24 protein-coding genes and 1 tRNA gene are annotated in these 25,776 nt (G+C 60.1%); 8 read left to right on the top strand and 17 right to left on the bottom strand.

Annotation, left to right across the window (positions count from 1 at the left end; genetic code table 11):
* Positions 1–2: 2 nt before the first annotated feature.
* On the top strand, positions 3–1,613 hold the full coding sequence (locus tag F2P67_RS04830; protein ID WP_166218018.1) for an arylsulfatase: 1,611 nt from the start codon (positions 3–5) through the stop codon (positions 1,611–1,613).
* A gap of 198 nt (positions 1,614–1,811) precedes the next feature.
* Here the strand turns inward: F2P67_RS04830 and F2P67_RS04825 are convergent, their stop codons facing one another.
* Positions 1,812–2,882, bottom strand: a complete 1,071-nt coding sequence (locus F2P67_RS04825; protein ID WP_166218015.1) for a fatty acid desaturase — start codon at positions 2,880–2,882, stop codon at positions 1,812–1,814.
* A 100-nt stretch (positions 2,883–2,982) separates the two neighbouring features.
* Here F2P67_RS04825 and F2P67_RS04820 point away from each other — a divergent pair, with 100 nt between their 5' ends.
* Positions 2,983–3,987 (top strand): AraC family transcriptional regulator, encoded by a 1,005-nt coding sequence (locus F2P67_RS04820; protein WP_166218012.1) that lies wholly within the window; start codon positions 2,983–2,985, stop codon positions 3,985–3,987.
* 104 nt (positions 3,988–4,091) lie between these two features.
* Here F2P67_RS04820 and F2P67_RS04815 read toward each other — a convergent pair whose 3' ends face one another.
* Together F2P67_RS04815 and F2P67_RS04810 are read right to left on the bottom strand one after the other, a co-directional pair.
* The gene (locus tag F2P67_RS04815) at positions 4,092–5,477 is read right to left on the bottom strand and encodes a heavy metal sensor histidine kinase (RefSeq protein ID WP_166218009.1); all 1,386 of its coding nucleotides are present in this window, start codon (positions 5,475–5,477) and stop codon (positions 4,092–4,094) included.
* Entirely contained in the window at positions 5,467–6,147 is a 681-nt protein-coding gene (locus F2P67_RS04810; protein ID WP_166218006.1) for a heavy metal response regulator transcription factor, read from the bottom strand. Before F2P67_RS04810 ends, F2P67_RS04815 begins: the two co-directional genes overlap by 11 nt.
* Positions 6,148–6,283: 136 nt before the next feature.
* On the opposite strand from F2P67_RS04810, the gene F2P67_RS04805 reads away from it, so the two are divergent.
* Both F2P67_RS04805 and uraH read left to right on the top strand, forming a co-directional pair.
* Positions 6,284–6,769: a GlcG/HbpS family heme-binding protein gene (locus F2P67_RS04805; protein WP_166218003.1), complete on the top strand. Its 486-nt coding sequence runs from the start codon at positions 6,284–6,286 to the stop codon at positions 6,767–6,769.
* A 12-nt stretch (positions 6,770–6,781) separates the two neighbouring features.
* Positions 6,782–7,192: a hydroxyisourate hydrolase gene (uraH, locus tag F2P67_RS04800; protein WP_166218000.1), complete on the top strand. Its 411-nt coding sequence runs from the start codon at positions 6,782–6,784 to the stop codon at positions 7,190–7,192.
* Positions 7,193–7,316: 124 nt separating this feature from the next.
* Here uraH and F2P67_RS04795 read toward each other — a convergent pair whose 3' ends face one another.
* Entirely contained in the window at positions 7,317–7,994 is a 678-nt protein-coding gene (locus F2P67_RS04795) for a Crp/Fnr family transcriptional regulator (RefSeq protein WP_166217997.1), read from the bottom strand.
* Between the two features lie 82 nt (positions 7,995–8,076).
* Between F2P67_RS04795 and F2P67_RS04790 the strand changes: the two genes are divergently transcribed.
* Positions 8,077–8,601, top strand: a complete 525-nt coding sequence (locus F2P67_RS04790; RefSeq protein WP_166217995.1) for an Mpo1 family 2-hydroxy fatty acid dioxygenase — start codon at positions 8,077–8,079, stop codon at positions 8,599–8,601.
* An 83-nt stretch (positions 8,602–8,684) separates the two neighbouring features.
* Here F2P67_RS04790 and F2P67_RS04785 read toward each other — a convergent pair whose 3' ends face one another.
* The 6 genes from F2P67_RS04785 to dibA form a co-directional block, all read right to left on the bottom strand.
* Entirely contained in the window at positions 8,685–9,674 is a 990-nt protein-coding gene (locus F2P67_RS04785) for a sulfate/molybdate ABC transporter ATP-binding protein (RefSeq protein ID WP_166217992.1), read from the bottom strand.
* A gap of 3 nt (positions 9,675–9,677) precedes the next feature.
* The gene (gene cysW / locus F2P67_RS04780; RefSeq protein ID WP_041477435.1) at positions 9,678–10,550 is read right to left on the bottom strand and encodes a sulfate ABC transporter permease subunit CysW; all 873 of its coding nucleotides are present in this window, start codon (positions 10,548–10,550) and stop codon (positions 9,678–9,680) included.
* Positions 10,551–10,563: 13 nt separating this feature from the next.
* Positions 10,564–11,382: a sulfate ABC transporter permease subunit CysT gene (gene cysT / locus F2P67_RS04775; RefSeq protein ID WP_007917680.1), complete on the bottom strand. Its 819-nt coding sequence runs from the start codon at positions 11,380–11,382 to the stop codon at positions 10,564–10,566.
* Positions 11,383–11,610: 228 nt separating this feature from the next.
* Positions 11,611–12,624, bottom strand: coding sequence for a sulfate ABC transporter substrate-binding protein (locus tag F2P67_RS04770; protein WP_166217990.1), 1,014 nt, complete (start codon positions 12,622–12,624; stop codon positions 11,611–11,613).
* A 135-nt stretch (positions 12,625–12,759) separates the two neighbouring features.
* Entirely contained in the window at positions 12,760–12,942 is a 183-nt protein-coding gene (oscA, locus tag F2P67_RS04765; protein ID WP_034151822.1) for a sulfur starvation response protein OscA, read from the bottom strand.
* A gap of 280 nt (positions 12,943–13,222) precedes the next feature.
* Complete coding sequence (gene dibA / locus F2P67_RS04760) at positions 13,223–15,142, bottom strand: phosphodiesterase DibA (RefSeq protein WP_166217987.1); 1,920 nt, start codon at positions 15,140–15,142, stop codon at positions 13,223–13,225.
* 146 nt (positions 15,143–15,288) lie between these two features.
* On the opposite strand from dibA, the gene desA reads away from it, so the two are divergent.
* Both desA and F2P67_RS04750 read left to right on the top strand, forming a co-directional pair.
* The gene (gene desA, locus F2P67_RS04755) at positions 15,289–16,473 is read left to right on the top strand and encodes a delta-9 fatty acid desaturase DesA (protein ID WP_166217984.1); all 1,185 of its coding nucleotides are present in this window, start codon (positions 15,289–15,291) and stop codon (positions 16,471–16,473) included.
* A 146-nt stretch (positions 16,474–16,619) separates the two neighbouring features.
* Positions 16,620–17,609 carry a GGDEF domain-containing protein gene (locus F2P67_RS04750; RefSeq protein WP_166217981.1) on the top strand — a complete coding sequence of 330 codons (990 nt, stop codon included), beginning with the start codon at positions 16,620–16,622 and terminating at the stop codon, positions 17,607–17,609.
* Positions 17,610–17,661: 52 nt separating this feature from the next.
* On the opposite strand, the gene F2P67_RS04745 is transcribed toward F2P67_RS04750, so the two are convergent.
* The 3 genes from F2P67_RS04745 to gabD all read right to left on the bottom strand — a co-directional run bounded on the left by F2P67_RS04745 (position 17,662) and on the right by gabD (position 21,916).
* On the bottom strand, positions 17,662–18,873 hold the full coding sequence (locus F2P67_RS04745; protein ID WP_166217978.1) for a response regulator: 1,212 nt from the start codon (positions 18,871–18,873) through the stop codon (positions 17,662–17,664).
* Between the two features lie 137 nt (positions 18,874–19,010).
* Positions 19,011–20,288, bottom strand: coding sequence for a 4-aminobutyrate--2-oxoglutarate transaminase (gabT, locus tag F2P67_RS04740; RefSeq protein ID WP_166217975.1), 1,278 nt, complete (start codon positions 20,286–20,288; stop codon positions 19,011–19,013).
* Positions 20,289–20,473: 185 nt separating this feature from the next.
* A complete protein-coding gene (gene gabD / locus F2P67_RS04735; protein WP_166217972.1) occupies positions 20,474–21,916 on the bottom strand; it encodes an NADP-dependent succinate-semialdehyde dehydrogenase in 1,443 nt (480 codons plus the stop codon).
* Between the two features lie 442 nt (positions 21,917–22,358).
* Between gabD and F2P67_RS04730 the strand changes: the two genes are divergently transcribed.
* Positions 22,359–22,435, top strand: a tRNA-Arg gene (locus F2P67_RS04730).
* A 107-nt stretch (positions 22,436–22,542) separates the two neighbouring features.
* On the opposite strand, the gene F2P67_RS04725 is transcribed toward F2P67_RS04730, so the two are convergent.
* Genes F2P67_RS04725 through F2P67_RS04710 form a run of 4 tightly spaced genes read right to left on the bottom strand, consistent with a single transcriptional unit; the run spans position 22,543 to position 25,724 of the window.
* Positions 22,543–22,803 (bottom strand): hypothetical protein, encoded by a 261-nt coding sequence (locus F2P67_RS04725; RefSeq protein WP_166217970.1) that lies wholly within the window; start codon positions 22,801–22,803, stop codon positions 22,543–22,545.
* A 21-nt stretch (positions 22,804–22,824) separates the two neighbouring features.
* Positions 22,825–23,430, bottom strand: coding sequence for a hypothetical protein (locus tag F2P67_RS04720; protein ID WP_166217967.1), 606 nt, complete (start codon positions 23,428–23,430; stop codon positions 22,825–22,827).
* Positions 23,427–24,008 (bottom strand): RNA polymerase sigma factor, encoded by a 582-nt coding sequence (locus F2P67_RS04715; protein ID WP_218583181.1) that lies wholly within the window; start codon positions 24,006–24,008, stop codon positions 23,427–23,429. The genes F2P67_RS04720 and F2P67_RS04715 overlap by 4 nt, the downstream gene beginning before the upstream one ends.
* Positions 24,009–24,038: 30 nt before the next feature.
* Positions 24,039–25,724, bottom strand: coding sequence for a vWA domain-containing protein (locus F2P67_RS04710; protein ID WP_166217961.1), 1,686 nt, complete (start codon positions 25,722–25,724; stop codon positions 24,039–24,041).
* Between the last annotated feature and the right edge of the window lie 52 nt (positions 25,725–25,776).

The following is a 25,776-nucleotide window of genomic DNA, read 5'->3' as shown; positions in this document are numbered from 1 at the left end:
CAATGCCGCAACGTCCCAATTTTCTGGTGATCCTGGCCGATGATCTCGGCTTCTCCGACATCGGCGCTTTCGGCGGCGAAATCGCTACGCCGCACCTCGATGCCTTGGCCAACAATGGCCTGCGCCTCACCGATTTTCACACCGCACCGACCTGTTCGCCGACCCGCTCGATGCTGCTGACCGGCACCGATCACCACATCGCCGGCATCGGCACCATGGCCGAGGCGCTGACACCGGAGCTGATCGGCAAACCGGGTTACGAGGGATATCTGAATGACCGCGTGGTCGCGCTTCCCGAACTGCTGCGCGAGGCCGGCTACCAGACGTTGATGAGCGGCAAATGGCACCTCGGATTGAAAGCCGAACTGGCACCGCACGCGCGGGGTTTCGAGCGCTCGTTTTCGCTGCTGCCGGGCGCGGCCAACCATTACGGCTTCGAGCCGACCTACGATGAGCAGACGCCTGGCCTGCTGAAATCCACGCCGGCGCTGTACATCGAGGACGACACTTTCGTCGACGAGCTGCCCAAGGACTTCTATTCCTCCGATGCCTTCGGCGACAAGCTCCTGCAATACCTCAAGGAGCGCGACCAGACCCGGCCGTTCTTCGCTTACCTGCCGTTTTCCGCGCCTCACTGGCCGTTACAGGCACCGGCCGACATCGTCGAAAAATACCGTGGCCGTTATGACGCCGGCCCTGAGGTCTTGCGCCTCGAACGGCTGGAAAAACTCAAATCCCTCGGTCTGATCGAGCCTGATGTCGAGCCGCATCCGCTGATTCAATTGACCCGGCAGTGGGACGCGTTAAGCGAGGAGCAAAAACGGATTTCCGCGCGGGCGATGGAGGTCTACGCGGCGATGGTCGAGCGTATGGACTGGAACATCGGCCGGGTCGTCGATTACCTGCGCCAGCAAGGTCAGCTAGACAACACCTTCATCCTGTTCATGTCGGATAACGGTGCCGAGGGCGCGCTGCTGGAAGCGTTCCCCAAATTCGGCCCGGAGCTGATGACGTATCTGAATCAGCATTACGACAACAGCCTCGACAACATTGGCCGGGCCAACTCCTACATCTGGTACGGGCCGAACTGGGCACAAGTGGCGACCGCACCATCACGGCTGTTCAAAGCCTTCACCACCGAGGGCGGGATTCGCGTGCCGGCGCTGCTGCACTATCCGCAACTGCCGCTCAAGGGGCAGATCAGTCATGGCTTCGGCACGGTGATGGACATCACGCCGACGATTCTCGATCTGGCCGGTGTGCGGCATCCGGGCAAGCAGTGGCACGGTAAACCGGTGGCGCCGTTGCGCGGTAAATCGTGGCTGGGGTTCTTGTCTGGCGAGACCGCGCAGGTGCATGACGAACACACGGTGACGGGCTGGGAATTGTTCGGGCGTCGGGCGATTCGCCAGGGCTCGTGGAAAGCGGTGTGGATTCCCGGGCCAGTGGGGCCGGCGACTTGGCAGCTTTATGATCTGGCCAGTGATCCGGGGGAGATTCATGACCTGGCGTTGAGTCAGCCAGACAAGCTCAGCACGCTGATCGGGCATTGGCAGCAGTATGTCGAGGAGACCGGAGTGATCCTGAGTGCTTCGCCGTTTCAGCCGGATTGAGGCCGGATCAAGAGCCCCTCACCCTAACCCTCTCCCAGAGGGAGAGGGGACTGACCGAGGTGTCTTTCGTCAACCATCGACCTGAAAAATCGGATCGATTATGGATTCGACAAAGCTCTTTCACTTCAGCGTAACTCTTCAATATCCCCGGGTCGGTCCCCTCTCCCTCTGGGAGAGGGCTAGGGTGAGGGCAGCTTGTCAGGCCTCCACCGCCTCACCAGACACCGCAACTTCATCCCGACGAACAAACCGGTTCGCCCGCCCAAACGTGCCGAAATCATTAAACCGCACGCCCATCTCACGCATCACCTTATGCGCCACCGGCACGGTCAACTGGCGGATGTAGAACGGCTCCTTCACCACAAAATGATGAATCCCGTGACTGCTGCCAAAGTTGAAGCAGAACGCCTGCAACGGCCACAACCACCACGGGTTCAGCACCTGGCATTGCTGCAGGACATTGCCCGGCTCGACATCGCCGTAGTAATGCATGTTCGAGCTGATGAAGTGCAGGCAAAACGTACGCAAAACATTCGGGCCGATGATCACCACGGCGGCGATATCGATCACCTGCATCACCGACAACGTCGTCGCTGACCATTCGATCGGCGCACCCAGCAGGTACGCGAAGCCATTGGCTGCATGAAAACCGAGAAACACATACCACGCGCCCCAGTGCACCAGCGCCAGCGGCGCATAAACCCTCAGCGTGCGTTTGATAATGCTGAACTTGTGCGCCCAGTTCTCCGCCCGCAGCATGCGGATGAACGCCGACATCACGTTGTCGCCGACCATCAACAACCGCGCAAAACCCCACGGTTCGCCGTTGGTGATCGCGCGCTCTTCCATGTCGGTCTCGGTGCCGGAGACCTTGTGGTGATTGAGGTGCAAATGGCGGCGGATCCACGGGTTGATCGTGCTCGGCCGCGCCAGCCAGACCAGGCCCATCATCAAATTGTGCGGCACCCGCTGCTTGCGGAAATACATGCTGTGGATCAGGTCGTGCTCAAGCTCGTGGGTCAGCGAAGCGAAAAACGCATTGAGCAGCAGGCACACCCACCACGCCATGTGGCCAGTGATGTACAGCGCCGCTGAACCGATCATCCCGGCCAGGGCAAAGGCCAGAATCCCCGCCCCAAGCGCATCCTGATGCTTGAGTATCGGAAAGCGTTCACGCAGTTCGACACCTTTGGCCAGCACCACTTCGCGAATATGTGCTGATCGCTGGGCGGCATTGTGTCGCTGGGGACTTGCAGAAGTACGGTCCATGCTTCCATCCTCTGGGTATTGATGTTCGCATCCTGCCCTGCAAGGGTTCGAATCGCGGTAGCCGAGAACGCCAACCTGTTGACCGGAAGCGCCAATCAGCATGAAGGAACCGACCTCCCTCGCCAGCTGGACCCGTGCCTTGCGCAAGCAACTCGATGCGCTGGGGCTGGACAGCACTGCCCTGTGCCAGCAGGCCGGGCTTGACCCGGACTTGATGGATGATCCGAACGCGCGTTATCCGCTGTCCGGCACCACACGCCTGTGGGAGCTTGCGGTGCAGTCCAGCGGCGATCCGGCCATCGGCCTTCGGGTGTCGCGGTTTGTCAGCCCGACCACGTTTCACGCGCTCGGTTATGCCTTGGTCGCCAGTGGCAGCTTGCGTGAGGTATTCGAACGTATCGTGCGCTATCACCCGGTGGTCAGCGACGCGCTGGAGCTGGATCTGAGCCGCGGCGATGACCGCTATCTGTTCCGTCTGAAAATTCCGTCAGGCAATCCCGCACCGGCCTTCGAAGCCATCGATGCCTTCGCCGCGATTTACGTGCGCACCTGCCGTAATCGTCTGGGTCGCGACTACGCACCATTGGCGGTTTACCTGCGTCGGCCGGAACCTGTCGATGCGCATCAGTGGCACAAAGTCTTTCGCGCCCCCGTGCATTTCGCCTGCACTGAAGACCGTCTGGAATTCGCCCTCACCGACTTCGACAGCCACCTCGACGACGCCAACCCCGAACTCGCCGAGCACAATGAAGCCGTGCTCAAACGCACCATGGCCCAGCTCAAACCACTGACCTGGGAGCGCAAAGTGCGCGACGCCATCGAAGAACAATTGCCGGAAGGTGAGCCGAGTGCCGAGCGGATTGCCCAGGCGTTGCACCTGAGCCTGCGCAGCCTGCAACGGCATCTGGCGGATGAAGGTTGTCGCTTCGACACGCTGCTCAACGAAAGCCGCGAAAACCTCGCGCTGCTGCACCTGCGTGATCCGCAGTGTTCGCTGAGTGAAGTCAGCTACCTGCTCGGCTTCGCCGACACCAGCAGCTTCAGCCGCGCGTTCAAGCGCTGGACAGGGATCACGCCGGGGCAGTTTCGCGATGGCTTGCGCTGATCCAGAATCAGATTTTTCTGATCTGACGTCATCGCGAGCAGGCTCACTCCTACAGGGGGAATGCATTCCAATTGTAGGCGTGAGCCTGCTCGCGATGGCGGCAGTCAGTTCACCGAGAAGCCCAACTCAAAAACAGTGCCGAGAGCATCACTCCTGACCCGCACCTCCCCGCCATGCAATTGCATGATCGACCGCACGATCGCCAGCCCCAATCCTCCGGAGTCCCCGGGCTCAGCGCGGGCCGGATCGACGCGGTAGAAGCGGTCGAACAGTTTGCCCAGATGCGCGGGCGCAATGGCCGGGCCATGGTTGTGAATCTGCAACCAGCACATGGCCACCTCATCGTGTCGACGCAGGCTGATCGAGGTGCCGGGGTCGGCATGCCGCACGGCGTTGGCCAGCAAGTTGCCGAGGGCGCGTTGCAGCAGTTGCTGATCGGCGCGAAGTGCGCCGTGCAGATGGTTTTCCAGGCGCAGGTCGCGGTCGTCGGCCAGGGCTTCGAAGTAATCGCACAGTTCGCTGCCGACGTTTTGCAGATCCAGTGATTGCAGGTTGAGCGCTCGTTCGGCCTGTTCGGCGCGAGCGAGGAACATCAGGTTTTCCGCCATGCGCTTGAGCCGCTCGAACTCTTCCATGTTCGAAGCCAGGACTTCCTGATATTCCGCCGTGCTGCGCGGGTGGTTCAGCGCCTGACCGTTGCTGGCAAGCAAGGTGTGCAGCGGCGTGCGGATTTCATGGGCGAGGTCAGCGGAGAACTGCGACAGGCGCTGCACACTGTCGTCCAGACGCGCCAGCATGCCGTTGAGCGCTTGCACCGGCTCGAGCAATTCTGCGGGCGTGCCGGCGGCGGGCAAACGCTGATCAAGGCTGCGCAGATCGATGCCGCGCACGGCTTCGCTCAATTGCCGTAGTGGTTTCAGACCACGGCGCAGCAGCACCAGCCCCAGCGCAAACGCCAGCACCGCGCCCAGCCCGACTGAGAGATACAAACGCAGGCGATAACTGCCGAGCATCTGCTCACGTTCGCTCAGCACTTTGCCAGCAATCACCGTCAGCGGTTCGCCGTTCGGCCCCTGCGCTTCACCGGACAGCAACGCCAGTTCTGCGCCGTCCGCCGCTTGCCAGGTCAGCACATCGCGGCGCTGCGGCGTTTGCTCGCGCGGGATCGCCTTCAGAGTCGGCAATTCACGCTGGCGCGGGTTGATGCCGATCACACTCGAACCATCGGCGCGGCGCACCAGCAGCAGGCTGTCGAGATTGCCGAGCATGTTCTGGTACAGCCGTGGCCGCGCCTGCAAGGCGTCGAGGCTGTCGCTGTCAGCGAGCAAGGCGCGCACCTGCTCCAGTCGCCCGAGCAGGGCCATGTCGTCGCGATACGCAATTTCGGCGGCAAGCGAACGGTAGAGAAATACCCCGATGGCGCTCAAGACCAAAGCGCAGACCAGCGCAAATGCCAGGGCCAGACGCCAGGCGATCGACCTAGCCCGCATCGTCGGGCGCTTCCAGTTGATACCCAACGCCGCGCACGGTGTGGATCAGCTTCGGCATGTACGGATCATCGACTTTCGCGCGCAAGCGCCGCACCGCGACTTCGACCATGTTGGTGTCGCTGTCGAAGTTCAGGTTCCACACCTGCGAGGCGATGAGGGTGCGCGACAGCACTTCACCTTGACGGCTGGCGAGCAATTGCAGCAACGCAAACTCCTTGTTGGTCAGGGCAATCCGCTGGCCACCACGACTGACGCGGCGGCGCAGCACATCGATTTCCAGATCGGCGATGCTGTACGACTCGGCCTCGCGCATCGGCCCGCGCCGCAACAGCGTGCGCACTCGCGCGAGCAATTCGGCAAAGGCGAATGGTTTGAGTAAATAGTCGTCGGCACCCAGTTCGAGGCCGCGCACGCGGTCTTCGATGGCGTCCTTGGCGGTCAGAAACAGAACCGGCGTGGCGCCGCGCTGGCGGATCAGTTGCAGCAATTGCCAGCCGTTGAGGCCCGGCAGCATCACGTCGAGGATGATCAGGTCGTATGCCTGCTGCTCGATGAAATAACGCCCGTCGAGGCCATTGAGCGCCACGTCCACGGCAAATCCGGATTCACCCAGGCCCTTGGCGAGGAAATTCGCGGTTTTGGCTTCATCTTCTACGACCAGCAAACGCATGGCACACCTCGATTGATCAGGCACACAGGCTAGGCGCCTTCGGCGGCGTTGCCCATTACAAACTTGTAATCCGACTGACGAGGTTCTGACGAAGTGACGCGGCTAAGGTGGCGTCCTTAGCTTTCGGAGCCTGTCCATGACCGTCAAATATCTTCTCGCCAGCCTGGTCGTCGGCCTCAGCGCCAGCGTTTTCGCGGCGCCGGAACTGCCGCGCCACGCCGATCTCGACCTGAAAACCGCCCGGTTGCTGGCCGATACGGCGATGAGCAACTGCATCGGTACGGTGTCGGTACTGGATCGGGGCGGCAACCTGCTCGTCACCTTGCGCGGCGACGGTGTCGGCCCGCACAACACCGCTGCGAGTCAGCGCAAGGCCTACACCGCGCTGTCGACGAAAACCCCTACCCGGTTGTTCGCCGAGCGCGCCCGCAGCAACCCGGAAACCGCCAACCTCAACACCCTCGGCGAGCTGCTTTTGCTCGGCGGCGGGATCCCGCTGTTCGCCGCGAACGAACTGGTTGGCGCCATGGGCGTCGCCGGTTCCGGTGGCGGTGAGCAAGACGAAATCTGTGCGATCAAGGCAGCCGAGAAAACCGGTCTGGCCACCACCCGTTCCCAATAAGGAGTTTCATCCATGACGACTTTGCGCATGACCCTTGCCGCGCTCGGCCTGAGTGCCGTCTCAAGCCTTGCACTGGCCGCTGGCAACCCGTTGAGCGTGCACGTGCTCAATCTGGAAAGCGGCCTGCCGTCGCCGGGCATCGACGTGACCCTGGAAAAGCATGTCGGTGAGAACTGGCAAGCACTGGCCCAAGGCACGACCAATGAACAAGGGCGGATTGCCGAATTGTTCCCGGCCAAACAGCCTTTTGAGGCGGGTGAATACCGCGTGGTGTTCAAGACTGGCGAGTATTTCAAGAAGGCCAGACATGAGACGTTTTTCCCGGAGATTCCGGTGATCTTTGAAGTGAAACAGACCGACCAGCATTACCACATCCCGTTGCTGCTCAGCCCTTATGGCTTCTCGACCTATCGCGGATCGTAAGAACAGCATCGATCCAATGTGGGAGCGGGCTTGCTCGCGAAGACTGTGTGTCAGTTCATGATGTGTTGGCTGACACACCGCTTTCGCGAGCAAGCCCACTCCCACAGGGGGTTATAGGTGTCCGTCAGATTGTTGCGAGAGCCCGCAATCGCACTGCGTCGAGGATCTCGATCTCGCCGTACCCCAAGCCGATAATCCCTTGCCCCTGCAAGTCCTTGAGAATCTGATTGGTGGTCTGCCGCGACAGCGACAGCATCGACGCCAGTTGCTCTTGCGGCAGTTGCAGCACCCGGCGGGGCGGATCGAGCTCGCCATAGCCTTCGGCGATCATCAGCAGGCGGTGGGCCAGACGCGCCGGCGCCGGTAGCAGGCTCAGTTGTTCGAGATTGATAAACGTCAGGCGCAGCTTGTGGCTCATCAACAGCGCCAGGTGCCGCCAGTACAGCGGATGCTCGTCGAGCAATTTCAGCAGTGGCGCCTGCGGGATATTGAGCAACGTGCACGGCCCCACCGCGTAGGCGTCATGGGTGCGCGGCTGACCATCGAACAGACAGATTTCGCCGAACCAATGCGGCGCCTCAACCAGGCTCAGCAACGCTTCCTTACCCTGCTCGCTCACCGCGCCGATACGCACGGCGCCATCGAGCACCGCGTACAGACCGCACGGTGGATCGCCACGCTGAAACAGTCGCTGCCCCGCCGTCAGCCGTCGCTCCCGGGCCGCCGCCAGCAGGCTATCCTGAAAGAGTTCGGGCAGATGACTGAACCACTGACCGCTCAGCAGCCGTGCACGCTTATCCATGAACACTCCTAATTGTCGCCTGCCTGACAGAGCGAACGCTGAACCCGGGGCATGCTGCGCTCACCCTACAGGAGGAACAACAATGAAAAGCCTCGTCGATCATTTGAGTCAATACGCCGCCTACCACCGCGACCCGCGCAACATCGCCAGCCACTTTATCGGCATTCCGCTGATTGTGGTGGCGGTCGCAGTTCTGTTGTCGCGTCCGGAGTGGTCGCTGGGTGGATTGTGGATTTCACCAGCCGTACTGCTGGCGCTGGCCTCGGCGTGGTTTTATCTGCGCCTGGAAGTGAAGCTTGGGGTGCTGATGACAGTGCTGATGGGCTTGTCGGTCTGGGCCGGGCATGTCCTGGCGCAGCAGAGCACTCTGGTCTGGCTGAGCAGCGGCCTGGCGATGTTTGTGATCGGTTGGGCGATCCAGTTTGTCGGGCATCACTACGAGGGGCGCAAGCCGGCGTTTGTCGATGATGTGAGCGGGTTGATTGTGGGGCCGCTGTTTGTGGTGGCCGAGTTGGCTTTCATGCTCGGTCTGCGGCATGAACTGAAAGAGCAGATCGAGGCGCGGGCGGGGGTGGTGCGGGTCAATCCTAATCGTGCGGCTGTCTAAATAGCTTTCGCGAGCAAGCCCGCTCCCACATTCTGGAATGCGTTCCAATTGTGGGAGAGGGCTTGCTCGCGAAGCTTTTGACTTTAAAGGCTGGCGACTTTCTGCCAGACCTTCGGTTTGAAGAACAGGGTTTCGCCCCTGGCCAGGCCGATCAGGCTGTCGTGGTCTTTCACCACTTCGGCTTCGATCAGATCGGTCTGTCCTTCGACCTTCAACGTCACCCGCGTGGTCGCGCCCAGGGGGCGGATATCACGCACTTCAGCGGCGTGGTGATCTTCCAGCTCATGCCTGGACAGGGACACTTCGTGCGGACGGAACAGCACGTGGTTGTCGTCGCTCAGCAGCAAGCGGTTGGAATCGCCGAGGAAGTGATAGACGAAATCACTGGCCGGATTTTCGTAGACGTCGCCCGGTGAGCCAATCTGTTCGATCACGCCCTTGTTCATCACCACGATACGGTCGGCGACTTCCATCGCCTCTTCCTGGTCATGGGTCACGAACACCGAGGTCAGGTTGATATCTTCGTGCAGGCGCGCCAGCCAGCGGCGCAGCTCCTTACGCACCTTGGCGTCGAGGGCGCCGAACGGCTCGTCGAGCAGCAGCACTTTCGGCTCGACCGCCAGAGCGCGGGCCAGGGCGATACGCTGACGCTGGCCGCCGGACAGTTGCTCCGGATAACGATCCGACAGCCAGTCCAGCTGCACCATGTTCAGCAGCTCGTGAACCTTGGTCGCGATCTGGCTTTCACTCGGGCGCTGGTTTTTCGGTTTCATGCGCAGGCCGAACGCGACGTTGTCGAACACGGTCATGTGGCGGAACAAGGCGTAGTGCTGGAATACGAAACCGACGTTGCGATCGCGCACGTCGTGGCCAGACACGTCTTCGCCGTGGAACACGATGTTGCCGTTATCCGGGGTTTCCAGACCGGCGATAATCCGCAGCAAAGTAGTCTTGCCGCAGCCGGACGGGCCGAGCAGCGCCACCAGTTCACCGCTGTGGATGTCCAGGCTGATGTTGTCCAGCGCCTTGAACGCATTGAAATTCTTGCTGACGTTACGCACTTCGATCGACATGAATTATTCCTCCGCGGCGCTGGCGCGCAGGCGGTTGATACGGTTTTCGCTCCACTGCTTGAGCAGCAGGATGAAGAGCGCCAGGATCAGCAACAGGCTCGCCACAGCGAACGCGGCCACGTGGTTGTATTCGTTGTAGAGGATCTCGACGTGCAGCGGCAAGGTGTTGGTCACCCCGCGAATGTGCCCGGACACCACCGACACCGCACCGAACTCACCCATGGCCCGCGCAGTACACAACACCACGCCATAGATCAGGCCCCATTTGATGTTGGGGACGGTGACGTGCCAGAACATCTGCCAGCCATTGGCGCCGAGCAGACGCGCGGCCTCCTCTTCCTGTGTACCTTGTTCCTGCATCAGCGGGATCAGCTCACGGGCCACGAACGGCACGGTGACGAAAATCGTCGCCAGCACGATGCCCGGCAGGGCGAAGACGATCTGGATGTCGTGATCCTGCAGCCACGGCCCGAACAGACCCTGGGCGCCGAACATCAGCACGTAGACCAAACCTGCGATCACCGGCGACACCGAAAACGGCAGGTCGATCAGCGTCACCAGCATGCTCTTGCCGCGGAACGAGTATTTGCTCACGCACCACGCGGCGCTGACACCAAACACCAGGTTGAGCGGCACCGAAATCAGCACGGCGAACACGGTGAGTTTCAGTGCCGATAAAGCATCCGGTTCAAAGATCGCAGTGAAGAACGCGCCGAGGCCGTTCTTCAAACCTTGCGACACCACGATGAACAACGGCAGCAGCAGAAACAGGAAAAAAATCAGCCAGCCAAGGCCGATCAGGACTCTGCGCGACGTGGCGCTGCCACGGCGTGCAGCGTTGGCCGAAGAGGCGGCCGCAATAGACGATTGGGACATGGTTCGCGCCTCCTTATGGGGTTTCGATGCGCCGCTGCAGCAAGTTGATCAGCAGCAACAGGACGAAGGAAACCACCAGCATCAGCACGCCGATGGCCGTGGCGCCGGTGTAGTCGTATTGATCGAGTTTGACCATGATCAGCAGCGGCAGGATTTCGGTTTTCATCGGCATGTTGCCGGCGATGAAAATCACCGAACCGTATTCGCCAACGCCACGGGCGAACGCCAGGGCAAAACCGGTCAGCCAGGCGGGCAGCAGCGCCGGCACCAGAATATGGCGGAACACCTGCCACGGCTTCGCACCGAGGCACGCGGCGGCTTCTTCGACTTCACGGGGAATGTCGGCCAGCACCGGTTGCACCGTGCGCACTACGAAAGGCAGGGTCACGAAGGTCAGCGCGAGAGTGATGCCCAGCGGGGTGTAGGCGATCTTGAAACCGAGGTCGGCGGCGAATTGGCCGACCAGACCGGCCGGCGCGTACAGAGCCGTCAGCGCAATACCGGCGACGGCCGTCGGCAATGCAAACGGCAGATCAATCATCGCGTCGATGACCTTGCGCCCCGGGAACGTGTAGCGCACCAGCACCCACGCCAGCAACGTACCGATGATGCCGTTGATGATCGCGGCGCACAGCGCAGTGCCGAAGCTCAGCTTCAATGCCGCCAGCACCCGCGGTGCGGAGATGATCGTCCAGAACTGATCCCAGGTAAGTTGGGCGGCGTGGACGAACATCGCCGCCAGCGGGATAAGCACAATCAGGCTGAGGTACACCAAGGTGTAACCCAGCGTCAGCCCGAAGCCGGGTATGACGGGGGAGATACGACGCGACATAAAAGTCCTTGGTTAAAAACGCATCAATGTGGGAGCGAACCCTGTGGCGAGGGGGTTTATCCCCGTTGGGCAGCGAAGCTGCCCCAAAACCATTAAATGCGGTCTAACTGATCAACCGCAATCTTTGATTCCGGGGCTGCTGCGCAACCCATCGGGGATGAATCCCCTCACCACAAAAGCTCACTCCCACATCTCATGTGCCCAGACATCAGGCTGGTAAGGGTGAGATTACTGCGCCTGATAGATCTGGTCGAACACGCCACCGTCGTTGAAGAATTTCGGCTGCGCGGTTTTCCAGCCGCCGAAGTCTTTGTCGATGGTCACCAGTTCCAGTTTCGGGAACTGCTCGGCGTACTTGGCCGCCACGTCCTTGTCACGTGGACGGTAGAAATTCTTCGCGGCGATTTCCTGGCCGGCCGGGCTGTACAGGTGCTTCAGATAGGCTTCGGCGATCTGCTCGTTGCCCTTCTTCTCGGCGTTCTTGTCGACCACGGCCACCGGTGGTTCGGCGAGGATCGACAGCGACGGTACGACGATGTCGAACTTGTCCTTGCCGCCGTCTTCCTTCAGCGCCAGGAAGGCTTCGTTTTCCCAGGCCAGCAACACGTCACCCTGACCGTTGTTGACGAAGGTGATGGTCGAACCACGGGCGCCGGTGTCGAGAATCGGCACGTGCTTGAACAGGGTTTGTACGTATTCCTTTGCCTTGGCTTCGTTACCGCCGTTGGCTTTCAGGCCATAAGCCCACGCCGCGAGGAAATTCCAGCGTGCACCGCCGGAGGTTTTCGGGTTCGGGGTGATCACCGAAACATCGTTCTTGACCAGATCGCCCCAGTCCTTGATGCCTTTCGGGTTGCCCTTGCGCACCAGGAACACGATGGTCGAGGTGTACGGCGTGCTCGCTTCCGGCAGACGCTTCTGCCAGTCCGCCGGCAGGGTCTTGCCGAGTTTGGCGATTTCGTCGATATCACCGGCCAGCGCCAGCGTCACGACATCGGCACGCAGACCGTCGATGACCGCGCGGCCCTGTTTGCCCGAACCACCGTGGGACTGCTGGATTTTCACCGTGTCGCCGGCATGCTGCGCTTGCCAGTACTTCACGAACTCGGCGTTGTAATCCTGATACAGCTCACGGGTCGGGTCATACGACACATTGAGCAGTTCGTAATCCTTGGCAACTGCGGAACCGGCAAACACTGCGCTGGCCAGAGCGGCCAAAGCGTAACGGCGAATCGACGACATGGTGAAAGCTCCTGGAATTCCTGGTGGTGGCTTTTTCTTATGAATTGCGCAAATCGTGGTGCCGGTTCGAAGATCTCAGCCTTCGGCAGCTCCCGCCTCAAGCTCCCCGCAAGAGCTGACGCAGGCTGAGATCTTTTAGCCCGGCTGCTTGCCCGGTTGCTGCAAGCGGAATTTCTCTTTGCGTTCGATCTGCACGACTTGCGCGTTGTGCACAGTGATCTCCACCGCGCCAAACCGCAGATCGCGCAGGGCGCTCTGGATTTCACGCAAAATGGTGGTTTCGTCCTGACCGTCAACGCTACGCAGGGATGCGCTCATGGTGCTGCTCCTTTGAATGGGATTTGCCTGGCAGTGGGCGGCACTGCGTTCGGCGTGGGAGCAATATAAGAGAGGCGCAGATATTCTTAAAAAGACTATTTAAGAATGTTTATATAACTAGAAAACATTATGTGATGGGGCAAGGGTTTGCGCGCCTTCGAGAGCGACAGTTAGCCCTTTGGCGAGGGGATTTATCCCCGTTGGGTGGCGAAGCGACCCTGAAAAATTGGCGACTGCTGCGCAGTCCAACGGGGATAAATCCCCTCGCCACAGATTCGTTTCAACCGATAAAGGGTGCGCGCGACCAATCAATTTCCTGCGCAGGACTCGGCCGTCCAAACCAGTACCCCTGCCCCAGATCACATTCCTGCTCGAGCAAAAACGCCGCCTGTTCGACCTGCTCGATCCCCTCGGCATGCACCTGCATACCCATGCTGCGGGCCAGGGCGATGATTACCCGGACAATCGCTGCGTCATCCTCGTCCCACGGCAATCCGGCGACAAAGCCCTGATCGATCTTGAGCTTTTGCACCGGCAAACGCTTGAGCCGTAGCAGCGACGAATAACCGGTGCCAAAGTCATCGATGGCCAGACGAATACCCAACTCACGCAGACGATGCATTTGCTCCAGCGCCACCTCCGGATCATCCATCACCGCGCTCTCGGTCACTTCCAGCTCCAGATACGCCGGGTCCAGGCCGGTGTCGCGCAGCACCTGCGCCACCTGTTGATACAGCTCACGTCGGGCGAACAATCGTGACGAAACATTCACCGCGACAAACGACAGCACGACCCCGGCCTGCTGCCACTGACACATCTGCAGGCACGCCTGACGCATCACCCAGGCGTCGATTTCAGCGATCAGCCCAGTGCGCTCGGCAATCGGAATAAATTCCGCCGGCGACACCAGACCCCGATGCGGATGCTGCCAACGCACAAGCGCCTCGACGCCGATCAGGCGGCTGGTGCGCAGGTCATGCACCGGTTGGTAATAGACGCGCAGTTCCTGTTGCTCCAGTGCGCGGCGCAGTTCGAAGGCGATTTCGACCCGCTGTTGCGCATGGGCGGTGAGTTCTTCGGTGTACAGCGCGTAGCCGTTGCGTCCACTGCCCTTGGCTTTGAACAGCGCCGCATCGGCGTTACGCAACAGTTGATCGGCGCTCAGCGCATCACTGGGAAACAGGCTGATACCGATGCTGGCGTTGATGAACAGTTCGTGGCCATCAATGCAGAACGGCTCCTTCAACGCATCGAGAATGCGCTGGGCCAGTGCCGCCGCCTGCACTAGCTGTGGACAACTTTCCGCGAGTACCGCGAACTCGTCGCCGCCCAGTCGCGCCAGCGTGATCCCCGGCCCGAACAACGCCTGCAAGCGCGCCGCCACAGCCTTGAGCAAGCGATCTCCGACGTTGTGCCCGAGGCTGTCGTTGATCAATTTGAAGTGATCCAGATCGAGCATCAGCAACGCACAGCCGCGCTTGTGGATCTGCGCCGAGGCCAACGCCTGCTCGGCGCGGTCGCTGAACAGCAGGCGATTGGGCAGATCGGTCAACGGGTCATGGTGGGCCAGGTGTTTGAGTTCGTGTTCGGAGTCCTTGATCGCACTGATGTCGGAGAACACCGCCACGTAATGGCTGAGCCGACCCTGATCATCGTGAATGACGCGGATGGTCTGCCACTGTGGATAGATTTCGCCGCTTTTGCGGCGATTCCAGATCTCGCCGCTCCATTCGCCGTGCGCCGCCAGCGTGGCGAACATCGCCTGATAGAAATCCGGCGGATGATGTCCGGACTTGAACAGGCTTGGCTGCTGGCCGAGGACTTCTTCTCGCTGATAACCGGTGATCTCCATGAACGCGCGGTTCACGTGAACAATCAGCCCTTGGTGGTTGGTGACCAACACCCCTTCACGGGTGCAATCGAACACGGCGGCGGCCTGACGCAGGCGTTCGCGGTCGGCGTGTCGCTCGCGCAATCGCGCACCAATCCCGAGGAATTCACACAAACGCGCCCGTGCGAGAAAAATCAGCCCGGCGCTGAGCGCCGCAAAGACATAACCGTTGATCAGTTGCCATCGCGCAAGATCGGCGGAGTTATCGAAGAAACTGTTTAATAAATGATCAGTACCCAGCAGCCACGCGGCGGCAAGCACGAGATAAAGCAGCGCTGCACGCAAGGCATCGCGATAAGTGGCAGACATTCGGCTGTCCATGTCCCTACAAAAAGGTTGGAATTATAGGTCAAGAAACATCCAGCGACTCTTATCTGAAAGGGCGACTGGTTTTATCTGTGTGCTTGGTGATAATGCAACGGCTGTTTTTATCTTTATCGAGGGCCCTATAGCCTATGTGGTACGAAGGTTTTCTTGGCTTGTCGGCCTGGTCACTGGTCGCTGTCACCCTGCTGATGACCCACGTGACGATTGTAGCCGTCACGGTCTATCTGCACCGTTACTCGGCCCATCGCTCCCTGGAGCTGAATGCCGGCCTGAAACATTTCTTCCGCTTCTGGCTGTGGCTGACCACGGCGCAGAACACCCGCGAGTGGACTGCGATCCACCGTAAACACCACGCCAAATGCGAAACCGAAGACGACCCGCACAGCCCGGTCATCAAGGGTTTGTCCACCGTCCTGCGTACCGGCGCCGAGCTGTATCGCGCCGAAGCGCAGAACCCGGAAACCCTGCGCATCTACGGCAAGAACTGCCCAGAAGACTGGATCGAGCGCAACGTTTACACCCCTTATCCGTTGCTGGGTGTGGCGATCATGGGCGTCATCGACCTGCTGCTGTTCGGCACCATCGGTATCACCATCTGGGCGATCCAGATGATGTGGATTCCGGTGTGGGCTGCCGGCGTGATCAACGGTCTGGGCCATGCGGTCGGCTATCGCAACTTCGAATGCCGTGACGCAGCGACCAATCTGGTGCCGTGGGGCATCCTGATCGGTGGCGAAGAGCTGCACAACAACCATCACACCTACCCTAACTCGGCCAAGCTGTCGGTGAAGAAGTGGGAGTTCGACCTCGGTTGGGCGTGGATCAAAGTCTTCAGTTTCCTGCGTCTGGCCAAAGTGCAGCGTGTCGCGCCGATTGCCCACCGGGTCGAAGGCAAAGGCAATCTGGACATGGACACCGCCATGGCGATCCTCAACAACCGCTTTCAGATCATGGCCCAGTACCGCAAGTTGGTGATCGGCCCGCTGGTCAAGCAGGAACTGGCCAAGGTCGATCATTCGGTGCGCCACCAGTTCCACCGCGCCAAACGTCTGCTCTCGCGGGAAACCAGCCTGCTGGAAGATCGTCACCACGCGCGCATCCAGAACATGCTCGAACACAGCCAGGCGCTGAAGGTAATTTACGAAAAACGCCTGGCGCTGCAGCAGATCTGGGTCAAGACCAGCGCAAATGGCCACGACATGCTCGCCGCCATCAAGGAATGGATTCACGAAGCCGAAGCCAGTGGCATCCAGTCCCTGCGCGAATTCGCTGACCAGTTGAAAACCTACTCGTTGCGTCCTGCAGCGGTCTGATGCCGTTGATCGGTGCACCCGGTCTCCCGGGTGCACCCTTCGGAACTAAGCAACAAATCCCCTATCTCAAAGACACTTCGCCACCCCCGGCGGGCTGTCCCGTGGCCGTTGTCGACTGATCGGCACGCCCTTTGAGATCCGTGTCGATGGTCAACAACAATCAAAAAGACTCATCCCTTACGCAATGGCCCGAGGCCGCACAAACCCTGATGGCGTTGATGCACGCCCAAGGCGAAGTCGCCCGCCTGAGTGAGCGCGAGCAACTGTTCAGCTCGCTGCTGGTCAGCGTCAACGCCGTGCTCTGGGCGTTCAACTGGGAAACCCGCCAAGTGCTTTACGTCAGCCCTGCCTACGAACGGATTTTCGGTCGTTCCGCAGGCCTGCTGCTCGCCGACTACAACCAGTGGCGTGACAGCATTTATCCCGACGATCTCGACTACGCCGAACGCAGCCTCGCTGAAGTCCTGCACAAAGGCGCCGTGGAAGATCGCGAATACCGGATCATCGCCGCCGACGGCCAGTTGCGCTGGCTCAGCGACAAGTGCTTCATCAACCGCCAGGACGAACCGGGGCAACCGGTAATCATCGTCGGCATCGCCGAGGACATCACCGACAAGAAGCAGATGGAAACCGAGCTGCAACGCCTGGCCACCACCGACGTGCTGACCCAAAGCAGCAACCGCCGACACTTTTTCGAATGCGCTCACCGGGAGTTCGAAGAGGCGCGCCTGCAAGGCTCGCCAATGGCGTTTCTGCTTCTGGATATCGATGACTTCAAAATGATCAACGACAGCTACGGCCACCCCGAAGGCGATAACGTGCTGCAGCGGATTGCCGAGTGCGGCCGCGTGTCATTACGTCGGGGCGATCTGTTCGGGCGCATTGGCGGGGAAGAGTTTGCCGCCGTGTTTCCCGGCTGTGCCCCGGACATGGCAATGCAGGTGGCGGAACGCTTGCAGCACGAGATTCAGCGTTTGAGCTTCAACCATCACGGCCAGACCTTCGGCATCACCGTCAGCCAGGGTCTGACCAGCCTCACCCCGGACGATGAAAGCCTCGACAGCCTGTTCGCACGCGCAGATGCGGCGATGTACGAAGCGAAACGCCAAGGCAAAAACCGCATCATTTCTGCCTGACCCGTATCTCAGCTACACAAAGATCCATTGTAGGAGATTTGCGTAAGTCAGATTATTTGCGCATCCGCATCAGCTCCGGCAAACCGATCTTCAGCAACCGCGCCGTGCGACTCCTCGCCAGCTCCTCAACACCTTCATGCTCGGTCAGGCGCGCCATCTGCGCCGCCATGTTCATCACCAGCGCCTCACGGGAATACACCCCGCCACCGAGCTGATACACCGAGGCAATCAACTCACGCAGCTCCAGCGGCAAGCGCCAACGCGTGCGTAGCGCCGAACCGTAAGCCGCACCAAACTCCGCCAGTGCTTCGCCCACTTCTTCCAGCTCATCCAGCGCACCTCCGGCCTGCTGCCACTCCTGCAAACAGCGCAGCAATGCCAGATCGCCGAGTCGATGAAGCATGCCCGCGCAGTAACAGCGCTCCTGATCCAGATCCAACAGGCGCGCCAGCGTGCGGGCGTATTCGGCCGTGTGCAGCGATAACCCCCAATAACGCTCGGCGTAGTCCGCCAGACACGGGTCACTGAGTTTGGCGCTGCGCTTGAGCGCCAGCCCCAGAATCAGATTCATGCTTTGCCCGGTGCCCAGCCGATGCAGCGCCTGTGCCAGCGTCTGCACCGGCGATCCATGGTGTTGCGCGGCGCTGTTGGCAGCGGCAATCAGCACTGCCGTGATTTGTGGATCGGTTTTGATCTCATCTTCCAGCAGCTTCAGATCGAGTCCGCTGGGATTGAGGCTGCGTTTCACCGCCACCTGCACATCGGTCATCAACGGCGCGCCATCTGCCTGCTCACGACGCCGCTCAAGGAACACCGACAAGGTCATGCCCGGTGCCAGCGCTGGCACTTCGCAAAATACTTCTTCGCCCGCATTGAGCAGCAACCCCTGCAAACGCTCGGTCAGGCTTTCCATGTTCAGCGGTTTGGTCAGGTACGCCGTGGGCGCCAGTGGTATGGCTTCGCGCACGCTGGCGCTGTCGTTGCGGCTGCTCATCAGAATGAATGGCAGCGGCGGATTGCGTTTGCGCTGACGCACGCTGCGTAAAACGCTCAAGCCATCGACACCGGGCAACTCCCAGTCGACGATGGCAAGGTCATAGGGAATTTCGCTGAGCATCGACATGGCTTGTTGGCCATCGGCGCACAAATCCAGCCGCGCATCACAACGCACGTTCAGCAGGACTTGCTTGAGCAGGTCGCGAGACCACGGATCAGCCTCGGCAATCAGCACTCTTGGTACGGCGGGTAATTCAACGGCAGTCATGCACGCTCTCCCTTGCAATGCCTGAACCTTAGCCAATGCTGGCCATTCGATACAGCGCTAAAGCGGTCGATGTGTTTCAAGGGGCGTAAAAAAACCCGCCGAAGCGGGTTTTTTGTCGATCAGGTCACACTGGGTGATCAGAGCTCGGAGAAGCACTCTTCGATGATCGCCAGGCCTTTGTCCAGTTGCTCGTCCGGCGAGGTCAGCGGTACGAGTACACGCAGCACGTTGCCGTAAGTGCCGCAGGACAGCAGGATCAGGCCCTTGTCGCGAGCCTTGGCCACCACGGATGCCACAGCGGCAGCGTTCGGCTTGTGGCTGTCGCCGTTTTCAAACAGCTCAACGGCGATCATGGCGCCCAGAGCACGGACTTCGCCAATTACCGGGTATTTGGCCTGGATAGCTTTCAGGCCAGTGACCAGACGCTCACCAACAGACTTGCAGCGATCCAGCAGTTTTTCTTCTTCGAATACTTCCATCACTGCCAGAGCAGCAGCGCAAGCGATCGGGCTACCGGCGTAGGTGCCGCCCAGGCCACCTGGAGCGATGGCGTCCATATATTCGGCCTTGCCGCAAACACCGGCCAGCGGGAAGCCGCCAGCGATGGATTTGGCGAAGGTGGTCAGATCGGCAGCAACGCCCATCTGTTCCATGGCGAAGAAAGTACCGGTACGGCCAGCGCCAGTCTGTACTTCGTCAGCGATCAGCAGGATGCCGTGCTGGTCGCACAGAGCGCGCAGACGCTTCATGAATGCTTGAGGTGCGACGTAGAAACCACCTTCACCCTGAACAGGCTCGATGATGATCGCAGCGATGTCTTTCGGCTCGGCGTCGTTCTTGAAGATGCGTTCGATGGAAGCGATCGAGTCGTCGATGCTCACGCCGTGCAGTTCGTTCGGGTAAAGCGCGCGGAAGATGCCGCCTGGCATCAGGCCCATGCCGGCCGAGTAAGGCACGACTTTACCGGTCAGGCCCAGGGTCATCATGGTGCGACCGTGGTAAGCGCCGGTGAACGCGATCACGCCGGCACGGCCAGTGGCGGCACGGGCAATTTTCACGGCGTTTTCGACAGCTTCGGAACCGGTGGTCACCAGCAGGGTTTTCTTGGCGAAATCACCTGGCACCTTGGCGTTGATTTTTTCGCACAGCTCAACGTACGGCTCGTAGGCCAGTACCTGGAAGCAGGTGTGAGTCAGCTTGTTCAGCTGTTCAGTCACGGCAGCGATGATTTTCGGATGCACGTGGCCGGTGTTCAGCACAGCGATACCGCCGGCGAAGTCGATGAATTCACGACCTTCAACGTCAGTCACGGTAGCGTTCTTCGCCGATTCAGCGAAGATCGGGTGAATCTGGCCCACACCACGTGGAACAGCTGCGGTACGACGGGCCATCAGTTCAGCGTTAGTCTTGCTCATTACAGTCCTCATTCACCGCTCATCGGGCGGCGTGGTTCAAGGATTAAGCGGGAGAAATCGGCGGTGGCAGCATGCGATGATCGACTGCCACGGCGTTTCCGGCCGCAGAGAAAATTCCGGTTTGAAACGACGCAAAGGGACAGCGCTCTCGTGCCCTTTGCGTTTGCAGCGATCCCTTTCCCGGCTTAGATGCCCAGGCAGAGGTATTTGATTTCCAGGTAATCTTCGATGCCGTACTTGGAGCCTTCGCGGCCCAGGCCCGAGGCCTTGATGCCGCCGAACGGCGCGACTTCGTTGGAGATCAGCCCGGTGTTGACACCAACCATGCCGTATTCCAGCGCTTCAGCGACACGGAACACACGGCCCAGGTCGCGAGCGTAGAAGTACGAGGCCAGACCGAACTCGGTGTCGTTGGACATCGCGATCACTTCGGCTTCGTCTTTGAAGCGGAACAGCGGCGCCAGCGGACCGAAGGTTTCTTCCTTGGCCACCGCAGCGTTTTTCGGCACGTTGGTGAGGATGGTCGGTTCGAAGAAGTTGCCTTCCATTTGCTTGCCGCCGGCCAGTACGGTGGCGCCTTTGGCCACGGCGTCAGCGATGTGCTCTTGCACTTTGGCGACAGCTTTTTCGTCGATCAGCGGGCCAGTGGTGGTGCCGTCTTCCAGACCGTTGCCGATCTTCAACTTGGCCACAGCCACTTTCAGCTTCTCGGCGAACGCGTCGTAGACCGAATCCTGAATGTACAGACGGTTGGCGCAGACGCAGGTCTGGCCGTTGTTGCGGTATTTGGAAATGATCGCGCCTTCGACGGCCTTATCCAGATCTGCGTCGTCGAACACGATGAACGGCGCGTTGCCGCCCAGTTCCAGCGAGACTTTCTTGATGTCCTTGGCGCATTCCGACATCAGCTGACGACCGATTTCAGTCGAGCCGGTGAAGGACAGTTTGCGCACGATCGGGTTGCTGGTCAGCTCGCTGCCGATGTCGCCGGCGCTGCCGGACACCACGCTGAACACGCCCGCAGGAATGCCGGCACGCTGGGCAAGTTCAGCCAGTGCGAAAGCGGAAAACGGAGTTTGCGAAGCAGGCTTGAGCACCATGGTGCAACCGGCGGCCAGGGCCGGGCCGGCTTTACGGGTGATCATCGCGGCCGGGAAGTTCCACGGGGTGATCGCTGCGGTCACGCCGATCGGCTGCTTGATGACGATCAGGCGCTTGTCCGGCTGGTGGCCTGGAATCACGTCACCGTAGATGCGCTTGGCTTCTTCGGCGAACCACTCGATGAACGAAGCGGCGTAAACGATTTCGCCCTTGGCTTCAGCTAGCGGTTTGCCCTGCTCAAGGGTCATCAGGCGAGCGAGGTCGTCCTGATTCTCGATCATCAGTTCGAACCAGCGACGCAGCTTGCCGGCACGCTCTTTGGCGGTCAGTGCACGCCAGGCCGGCAGCGCTTTGTCAGCGGCTTCAATGGCACGGCGGGTTTCGGCAGCGCCCATTTTCGGCACGGTACCCAGAATTTCGCCGGTGGCCGGGTTGTTGACCTTGATCGTCTGACCGTTGTCCGCATCGACCCAAGCGCCATCAATGAAGGCTTGCTGGCGGAACAACTGGGTGTCTTTAAGCTGCATGTCGGCTTTCCTTAACAGCACCGCGGCCTGCGCGGAGCAAATTATGATTGTAGAAAGGCGCCTCGCAAGGCTGCCGTCAGGGAAATCAGTGAACGGGTGAGGCGCATTAATCGTGCACGACTCGAAACACCTGCGCTTCAACACCCGATCAACGAGCGTTTGAAATCTCAAACGGATCGTAGGAGCAAAGGGGTTAAAGGACAATAGGGCGTTCGAAAAAAAGAACAAAAACCCCGCATTTGCTGGAATTTTCAGATCAACGAGCAAAAACCATCCGCCGCAGCAAAACCATAGAACAGCCCCGCAAAAGCGCCAAGCGAGGGTTTTGCAGGACGTTACAGCTTTATGGAATGCACCCGCGCAAACCGACACGCGCACTGACAAAACCCGCCAAAACCCGGCATGGACGCCCCGAGCCGACCTAGGTATGATGTCGCCCGCTGCACCAGTAGCTCAGCTGGATAGAGTACTGCCCTCCGAAGGCAGGGGTCGTGGGTTCGAATCCCGCCTGGTGCACCATTGATTTAAACGAGAAAGCCCCGGACTGTGATGGTTCGGGGCTTTTTTGTGGCCGACGGTTTTATCCGACGTTATCCGGCTTGACCGAATTACTGAACAAACGCGCGTCACTCCGTCGTCCAATCGAATTCATCATAATCCTCATCCTCGTCGTCTTCCTCCTCAAAAACCTCGTCTTCCTCAACGACGTCTTCTTCCGACTGACCCAGCAGAAACTCCTTACGCGCCTCAGTAATCGCGCGCCGCATCTGCTCGCCCTTTTCCGGGCAATTGAGGAGTTGGGCGATGCGGTCGATTTTTGGTGCCACGGTGTTCTCCAGCGCTTCAGCTATGGGCCGATAGTGCGCGTTTTTGCCGGGCAATGCCAAATGGCGGGCGGATCAGGGCGCTCATTTTTTTTGCAACTGTTCGAGTCGGGCGTCGAGGTCGGTGTTCGGGTAGCGTTTGTGCAGATTTTTATACAGCGTATCAGCGGCTTGCGCTTGACCTGCTTCACGCAAACGCAGAACTTCGCGCAGTTGTTCATCGAGACCATTGGCCGGGGCCGCAGCGCGTTTCGCGGTTTTGGGTTCGTCGGCAGTGTCGGCGCTGAACGCTTCGCTTTGCATTGGCGCAGCCATTTCCATCATCGGCGCAGGTGCGGGCCGAGGGGCTGCCGGTGCAGACAAGCGGTGCAGTTGCGCGCCACCCGGTTCGGCCATGGGTACCGAGAGGCTGGGGGCCGGGGTGTATTCGTATCGAGTCAGCGACTCGGGTGTGCGTTGCACCAGCGATAACATCAGGGCCACACCCACTACGCTGGCGAACGCGACTTGCCAGCGCGGTTGGCGGCAGGCGTCGAGCCAGCGTTGCCAAAGGCCTGATTTCGGCGCCGGGACATTGCGATGCGCAGCATTAAGGATCAACGCATCGAGGTGCGCAGGCGGTTCGCTGCCTTGTTGCTCACGATAGTGCTTGAGCAGTTGTTCTTCGGGTGTCTGGCGGGCGTCGTTCATGTCAGTACCTCCTCGGCCAGCAGCCGACGCAGTTTTTGCTGGGCGTAGCGCAAGCGGCTCTTGACGGTTTCCAGCGGTGTTTCGGTGAGGCTGGCGATTTGTGCCAGGTCGAGGTCGCCGTGGGCGCGCAGCAGAAACACTTCGCGCTGGTCAGCGGGCAGGTTTTGCAGAGCGTTTTCCAGGCGCTGACTGTCGCGGCTGAGGTTCAGCTGTTCCGCAGGGTCGGTCGACTCATCGCTGACAGCGTGAACCTGTTCATCGTAGCTGTCGTGCAGCGGTTGTTGGGCGCCGTGTTTGCGCCAGTGATCAATCAGACGATTGCGGGCAATCTGGAACAGCCACGTACGAAATGTCGCTCGGCCTTGTGGCTGGCTGGTGCTGCGAATCAGGCTCAACCAGGTTTCCTGAAAGACCTCGTCAGCCAGTTCCGGTTTGCCGCTCAATCCGAGCAGAAACCGATACAAACCCTGGCGATGGCGGGCGTACAGGATCTCGAACGCGGCACTGTCGCCCTCGCGGTAACGCGCCAGCAGCGATTCATCGCTGCTGGCGATCGGGCTGTCTGGCGCAGCAAACAGCTGAGAAATGAAGCCTTTCAGACGACTCACTTATTCAATCCGTCGTTCAGTGGGCTGCGCATTCGATAAGGTTGCGCTGCGCAGACTCTGCGCCAGTTCAACCAGTTGCACAAACTCGTTGCGCAGACCGAAGCGATCATCACCCCGTGCACCTCGGGCCAGCGTTTCGGTGTCTTTCAGGCTGAAATCGCCGGTGTAGCGACCGTCCTTGAGCTGCTGGGAAAACGCGGCGACGGCGGCTGCAAAGCGCAGGTCTTCACTGGGCTGCGCGACTTCATTGGCAATCGGGCGCTCGATCAGCAGACTTTTCCCACCCTCAGGCTGTTGATAACGCACACGCAACATCGCCAATTCTCCGTTCTTCCCGGAAACAGCCGGCTCCGACTTACCGTAACGCAGAGGCTCCAGCCAGCCCTTCTCCCCCGCCGGGATAATTTCATACAGCGCAGTCACCGTGTGTCCTGCACCGATTTCGCCAGCATCGACCTTGTCATTGCTGAAATCCTCCCTTTGCAAAGCACGGTTTTCGTAGCCGAGCAGACGATACTCGCTGACCTGCGCCGGGTTGAACTCCACCTGCAACTTGACGTTTTTTGCCACCACGGCGAGGGTCGAGCCGAGTTGATCCACCAGCACCTTGCGCGCCTCGCGCAGGTTGTCGATGTAGGCGTAGTTGCCGTCGCCGGCATCGGCCAGTTGTTCCATCAAGTGTTCATTGTAGTTATCCACACCAAAACCCAGGGTGGTCAGGGAGATTCCGGTTTTGCGTTTATCCACAGCCATTTGCTTGAGGCTGTCGAAGTCGCTGATGCCGACGTTGAAGTCACCGTCGGTGGCTAAAAGAATGCGGTTGATACCTTTAGGGATGAACGCCTGTTGCGCCATTTGGTAGGCCAGTTCGATGCCGGAAGCGCCGGCGGTCGAGCCACCGGCGGTCAATTGCTCGATGGCTGTACGAATTTTCGCTTTTTCTCGTCCGGACGTTGGCTCCAGCACCACTCTCGACTCGCCGGCGTACACCACCAGCGATACGCGATCGTGCTCGCGCAACTGATCGACGAGCAATTTCAGCGTGCTTTTGACCAATGGCAATCCTTCACGGCGATCCATCGACCCGGAAACATCCACCAGAAACACCAGATTGGCCGGGGCCAGTTCCGCCACCGCACGGTCGGACGCCTTGATGCCAATGCGCAACAGGCGGGTGTGCGGGTTCCACGGCGACGCGGCCAGTTCGGTGGTCACGCCGAACGGCGATCCATCGCTGGGCAAGGCGTAATCGTAGGGAAAGTAATTGACCATCTCTTCCAGTCGCACCGCGCCTTCCGGCGGCAGGCGGCCCTGATTGAGCAAGCGGCGGACGTTGGCGTAAGCACCCGTGTCGACATCGGCGCTGAAAGTAGAAACCGGCGTTTCAGCGACGCTGTGGATCGGGTTATCGGCCAGCGATTGGTACTGCTCACGCGGCTCGCTGCGATAGCCCTGTGGATAACTTTCCTGCAACGGCATCGGCGCACTGCCCGCATTCGGCATCTTGTAGATCGCGCGCTTGGCTACTGCGCTGTCAGCCATCACGGCTTCCTGTTGAATCATCTGCACAGGCTGAGCGGGGGCTGGCACGGCAGCGGATTCCGGGTTGGAAGACACGCCGCAACCGGCCACCGCCAGCAACACGCCGACAGTTACGGGCCGCAAGATATACACAGAAAGGGACATGGGGCTGACCTCGGGATGAAAGTGATCATTCATCCACTGAGACGGCCAGCCC

The organism is Pseudomonas atagonensis (genome assembly GCF_011369485.1).
Taxonomy (GTDB): Bacteria; Pseudomonadota; Gammaproteobacteria; order Pseudomonadales; family Pseudomonadaceae; genus Aquipseudomonas; species Aquipseudomonas atagonensis.
This window is presented reverse-complemented; position numbering and strand designations above follow the sequence as displayed.

What these genes read in the sequence shown, in the direction of transcription:
- F2P67_RS04830 (WP_166218018.1), top strand. Translation starts at nt 3, where the DNA reads ATGCCGCAACGTCCCAATTTTCTGGTGATCCTGGCCGATGATCTCGGC.
- F2P67_RS04825 (WP_166218015.1), bottom strand. Translation starts at nt 2,882, where the DNA reads ATGGACCGTACTTCTGCAAGTCCCCAGCGACACAATGCCGCCCAGCGA.
- F2P67_RS04820 (WP_166218012.1), top strand. Translation starts at nt 2,983, where the DNA reads ATGAAGGAACCGACCTCCCTCGCCAGCTGGACCCGTGCCTTGCGCAAG.
- F2P67_RS04815 (WP_166218009.1), bottom strand. Translation starts at nt 5,477, where the DNA reads ATGCGGGCTAGGTCGATCGCCTGGCGTCTGGCCCTGGCATTTGCGCTG.
- F2P67_RS04810 (WP_166218006.1), bottom strand. Translation starts at nt 6,147, where the DNA reads ATGCGTTTGCTGGTCGTAGAAGATGAAGCCAAAACCGCGAATTTCCTC.
- F2P67_RS04805 (WP_166218003.1), top strand. Translation starts at nt 6,284, where the DNA reads ATGACCGTCAAATATCTTCTCGCCAGCCTGGTCGTCGGCCTCAGCGCC.
- uraH (WP_166218000.1), top strand. Translation starts at nt 6,782, where the DNA reads ATGACGACTTTGCGCATGACCCTTGCCGCGCTCGGCCTGAGTGCCGTC.
- F2P67_RS04795 (WP_166217997.1), bottom strand. Translation starts at nt 7,994, where the DNA reads ATGGATAAGCGTGCACGGCTGCTGAGCGGTCAGTGGTTCAGTCATCTG.
- F2P67_RS04790 (WP_166217995.1), top strand. Translation starts at nt 8,077, where the DNA reads ATGAAAAGCCTCGTCGATCATTTGAGTCAATACGCCGCCTACCACCGC.
- F2P67_RS04785 (WP_166217992.1), bottom strand. Translation starts at nt 9,674, where the DNA reads ATGTCGATCGAAGTGCGTAACGTCAGCAAGAATTTCAATGCGTTCAAG.
- cysW (WP_041477435.1), bottom strand. Translation starts at nt 10,550, where the DNA reads ATGTCCCAATCGTCTATTGCGGCCGCCTCTTCGGCCAACGCTGCACGC.
- cysT (WP_007917680.1), bottom strand. Translation starts at nt 11,382, where the DNA reads ATGTCGCGTCGTATCTCCCCCGTCATACCCGGCTTCGGGCTGACGCTG.
- F2P67_RS04770 (WP_166217990.1), bottom strand. Translation starts at nt 12,624, where the DNA reads ATGTCGTCGATTCGCCGTTACGCTTTGGCCGCTCTGGCCAGCGCAGTG.
- oscA (WP_034151822.1), bottom strand. Translation starts at nt 12,942, where the DNA reads ATGAGCGCATCCCTGCGTAGCGTTGACGGTCAGGACGAAACCACCATT.
- dibA (WP_166217987.1), bottom strand. Translation starts at nt 15,142, where the DNA reads ATGTCTGCCACTTATCGCGATGCCTTGCGTGCAGCGCTGCTTTATCTC.
- desA (WP_166217984.1), top strand. Translation starts at nt 15,289, where the DNA reads ATGTGGTACGAAGGTTTTCTTGGCTTGTCGGCCTGGTCACTGGTCGCT.
- F2P67_RS04750 (WP_166217981.1), top strand. Translation starts at nt 16,620, where the DNA reads ATGGTCAACAACAATCAAAAAGACTCATCCCTTACGCAATGGCCCGAG.
- F2P67_RS04745 (WP_166217978.1), bottom strand. Translation starts at nt 18,873, where the DNA reads ATGACTGCCGTTGAATTACCCGCCGTACCAAGAGTGCTGATTGCCGAG.
- gabT (WP_166217975.1), bottom strand. Translation starts at nt 20,288, where the DNA reads ATGAGCAAGACTAACGCTGAACTGATGGCCCGTCGTACCGCAGCTGTT.
- gabD (WP_166217972.1), bottom strand. Translation starts at nt 21,916, where the DNA reads ATGCAGCTTAAAGACACCCAGTTGTTCCGCCAGCAAGCCTTCATTGAT.
- F2P67_RS04720 (WP_166217967.1), bottom strand. Translation starts at nt 23,430, where the DNA reads ATGAACGACGCCCGCCAGACACCCGAAGAACAACTGCTCAAGCACTAT.
- F2P67_RS04710 (WP_166217961.1), bottom strand. Translation starts at nt 25,724, where the DNA reads ATGTCCCTTTCTGTGTATATCTTGCGGCCCGTAACTGTCGGCGTGTTG.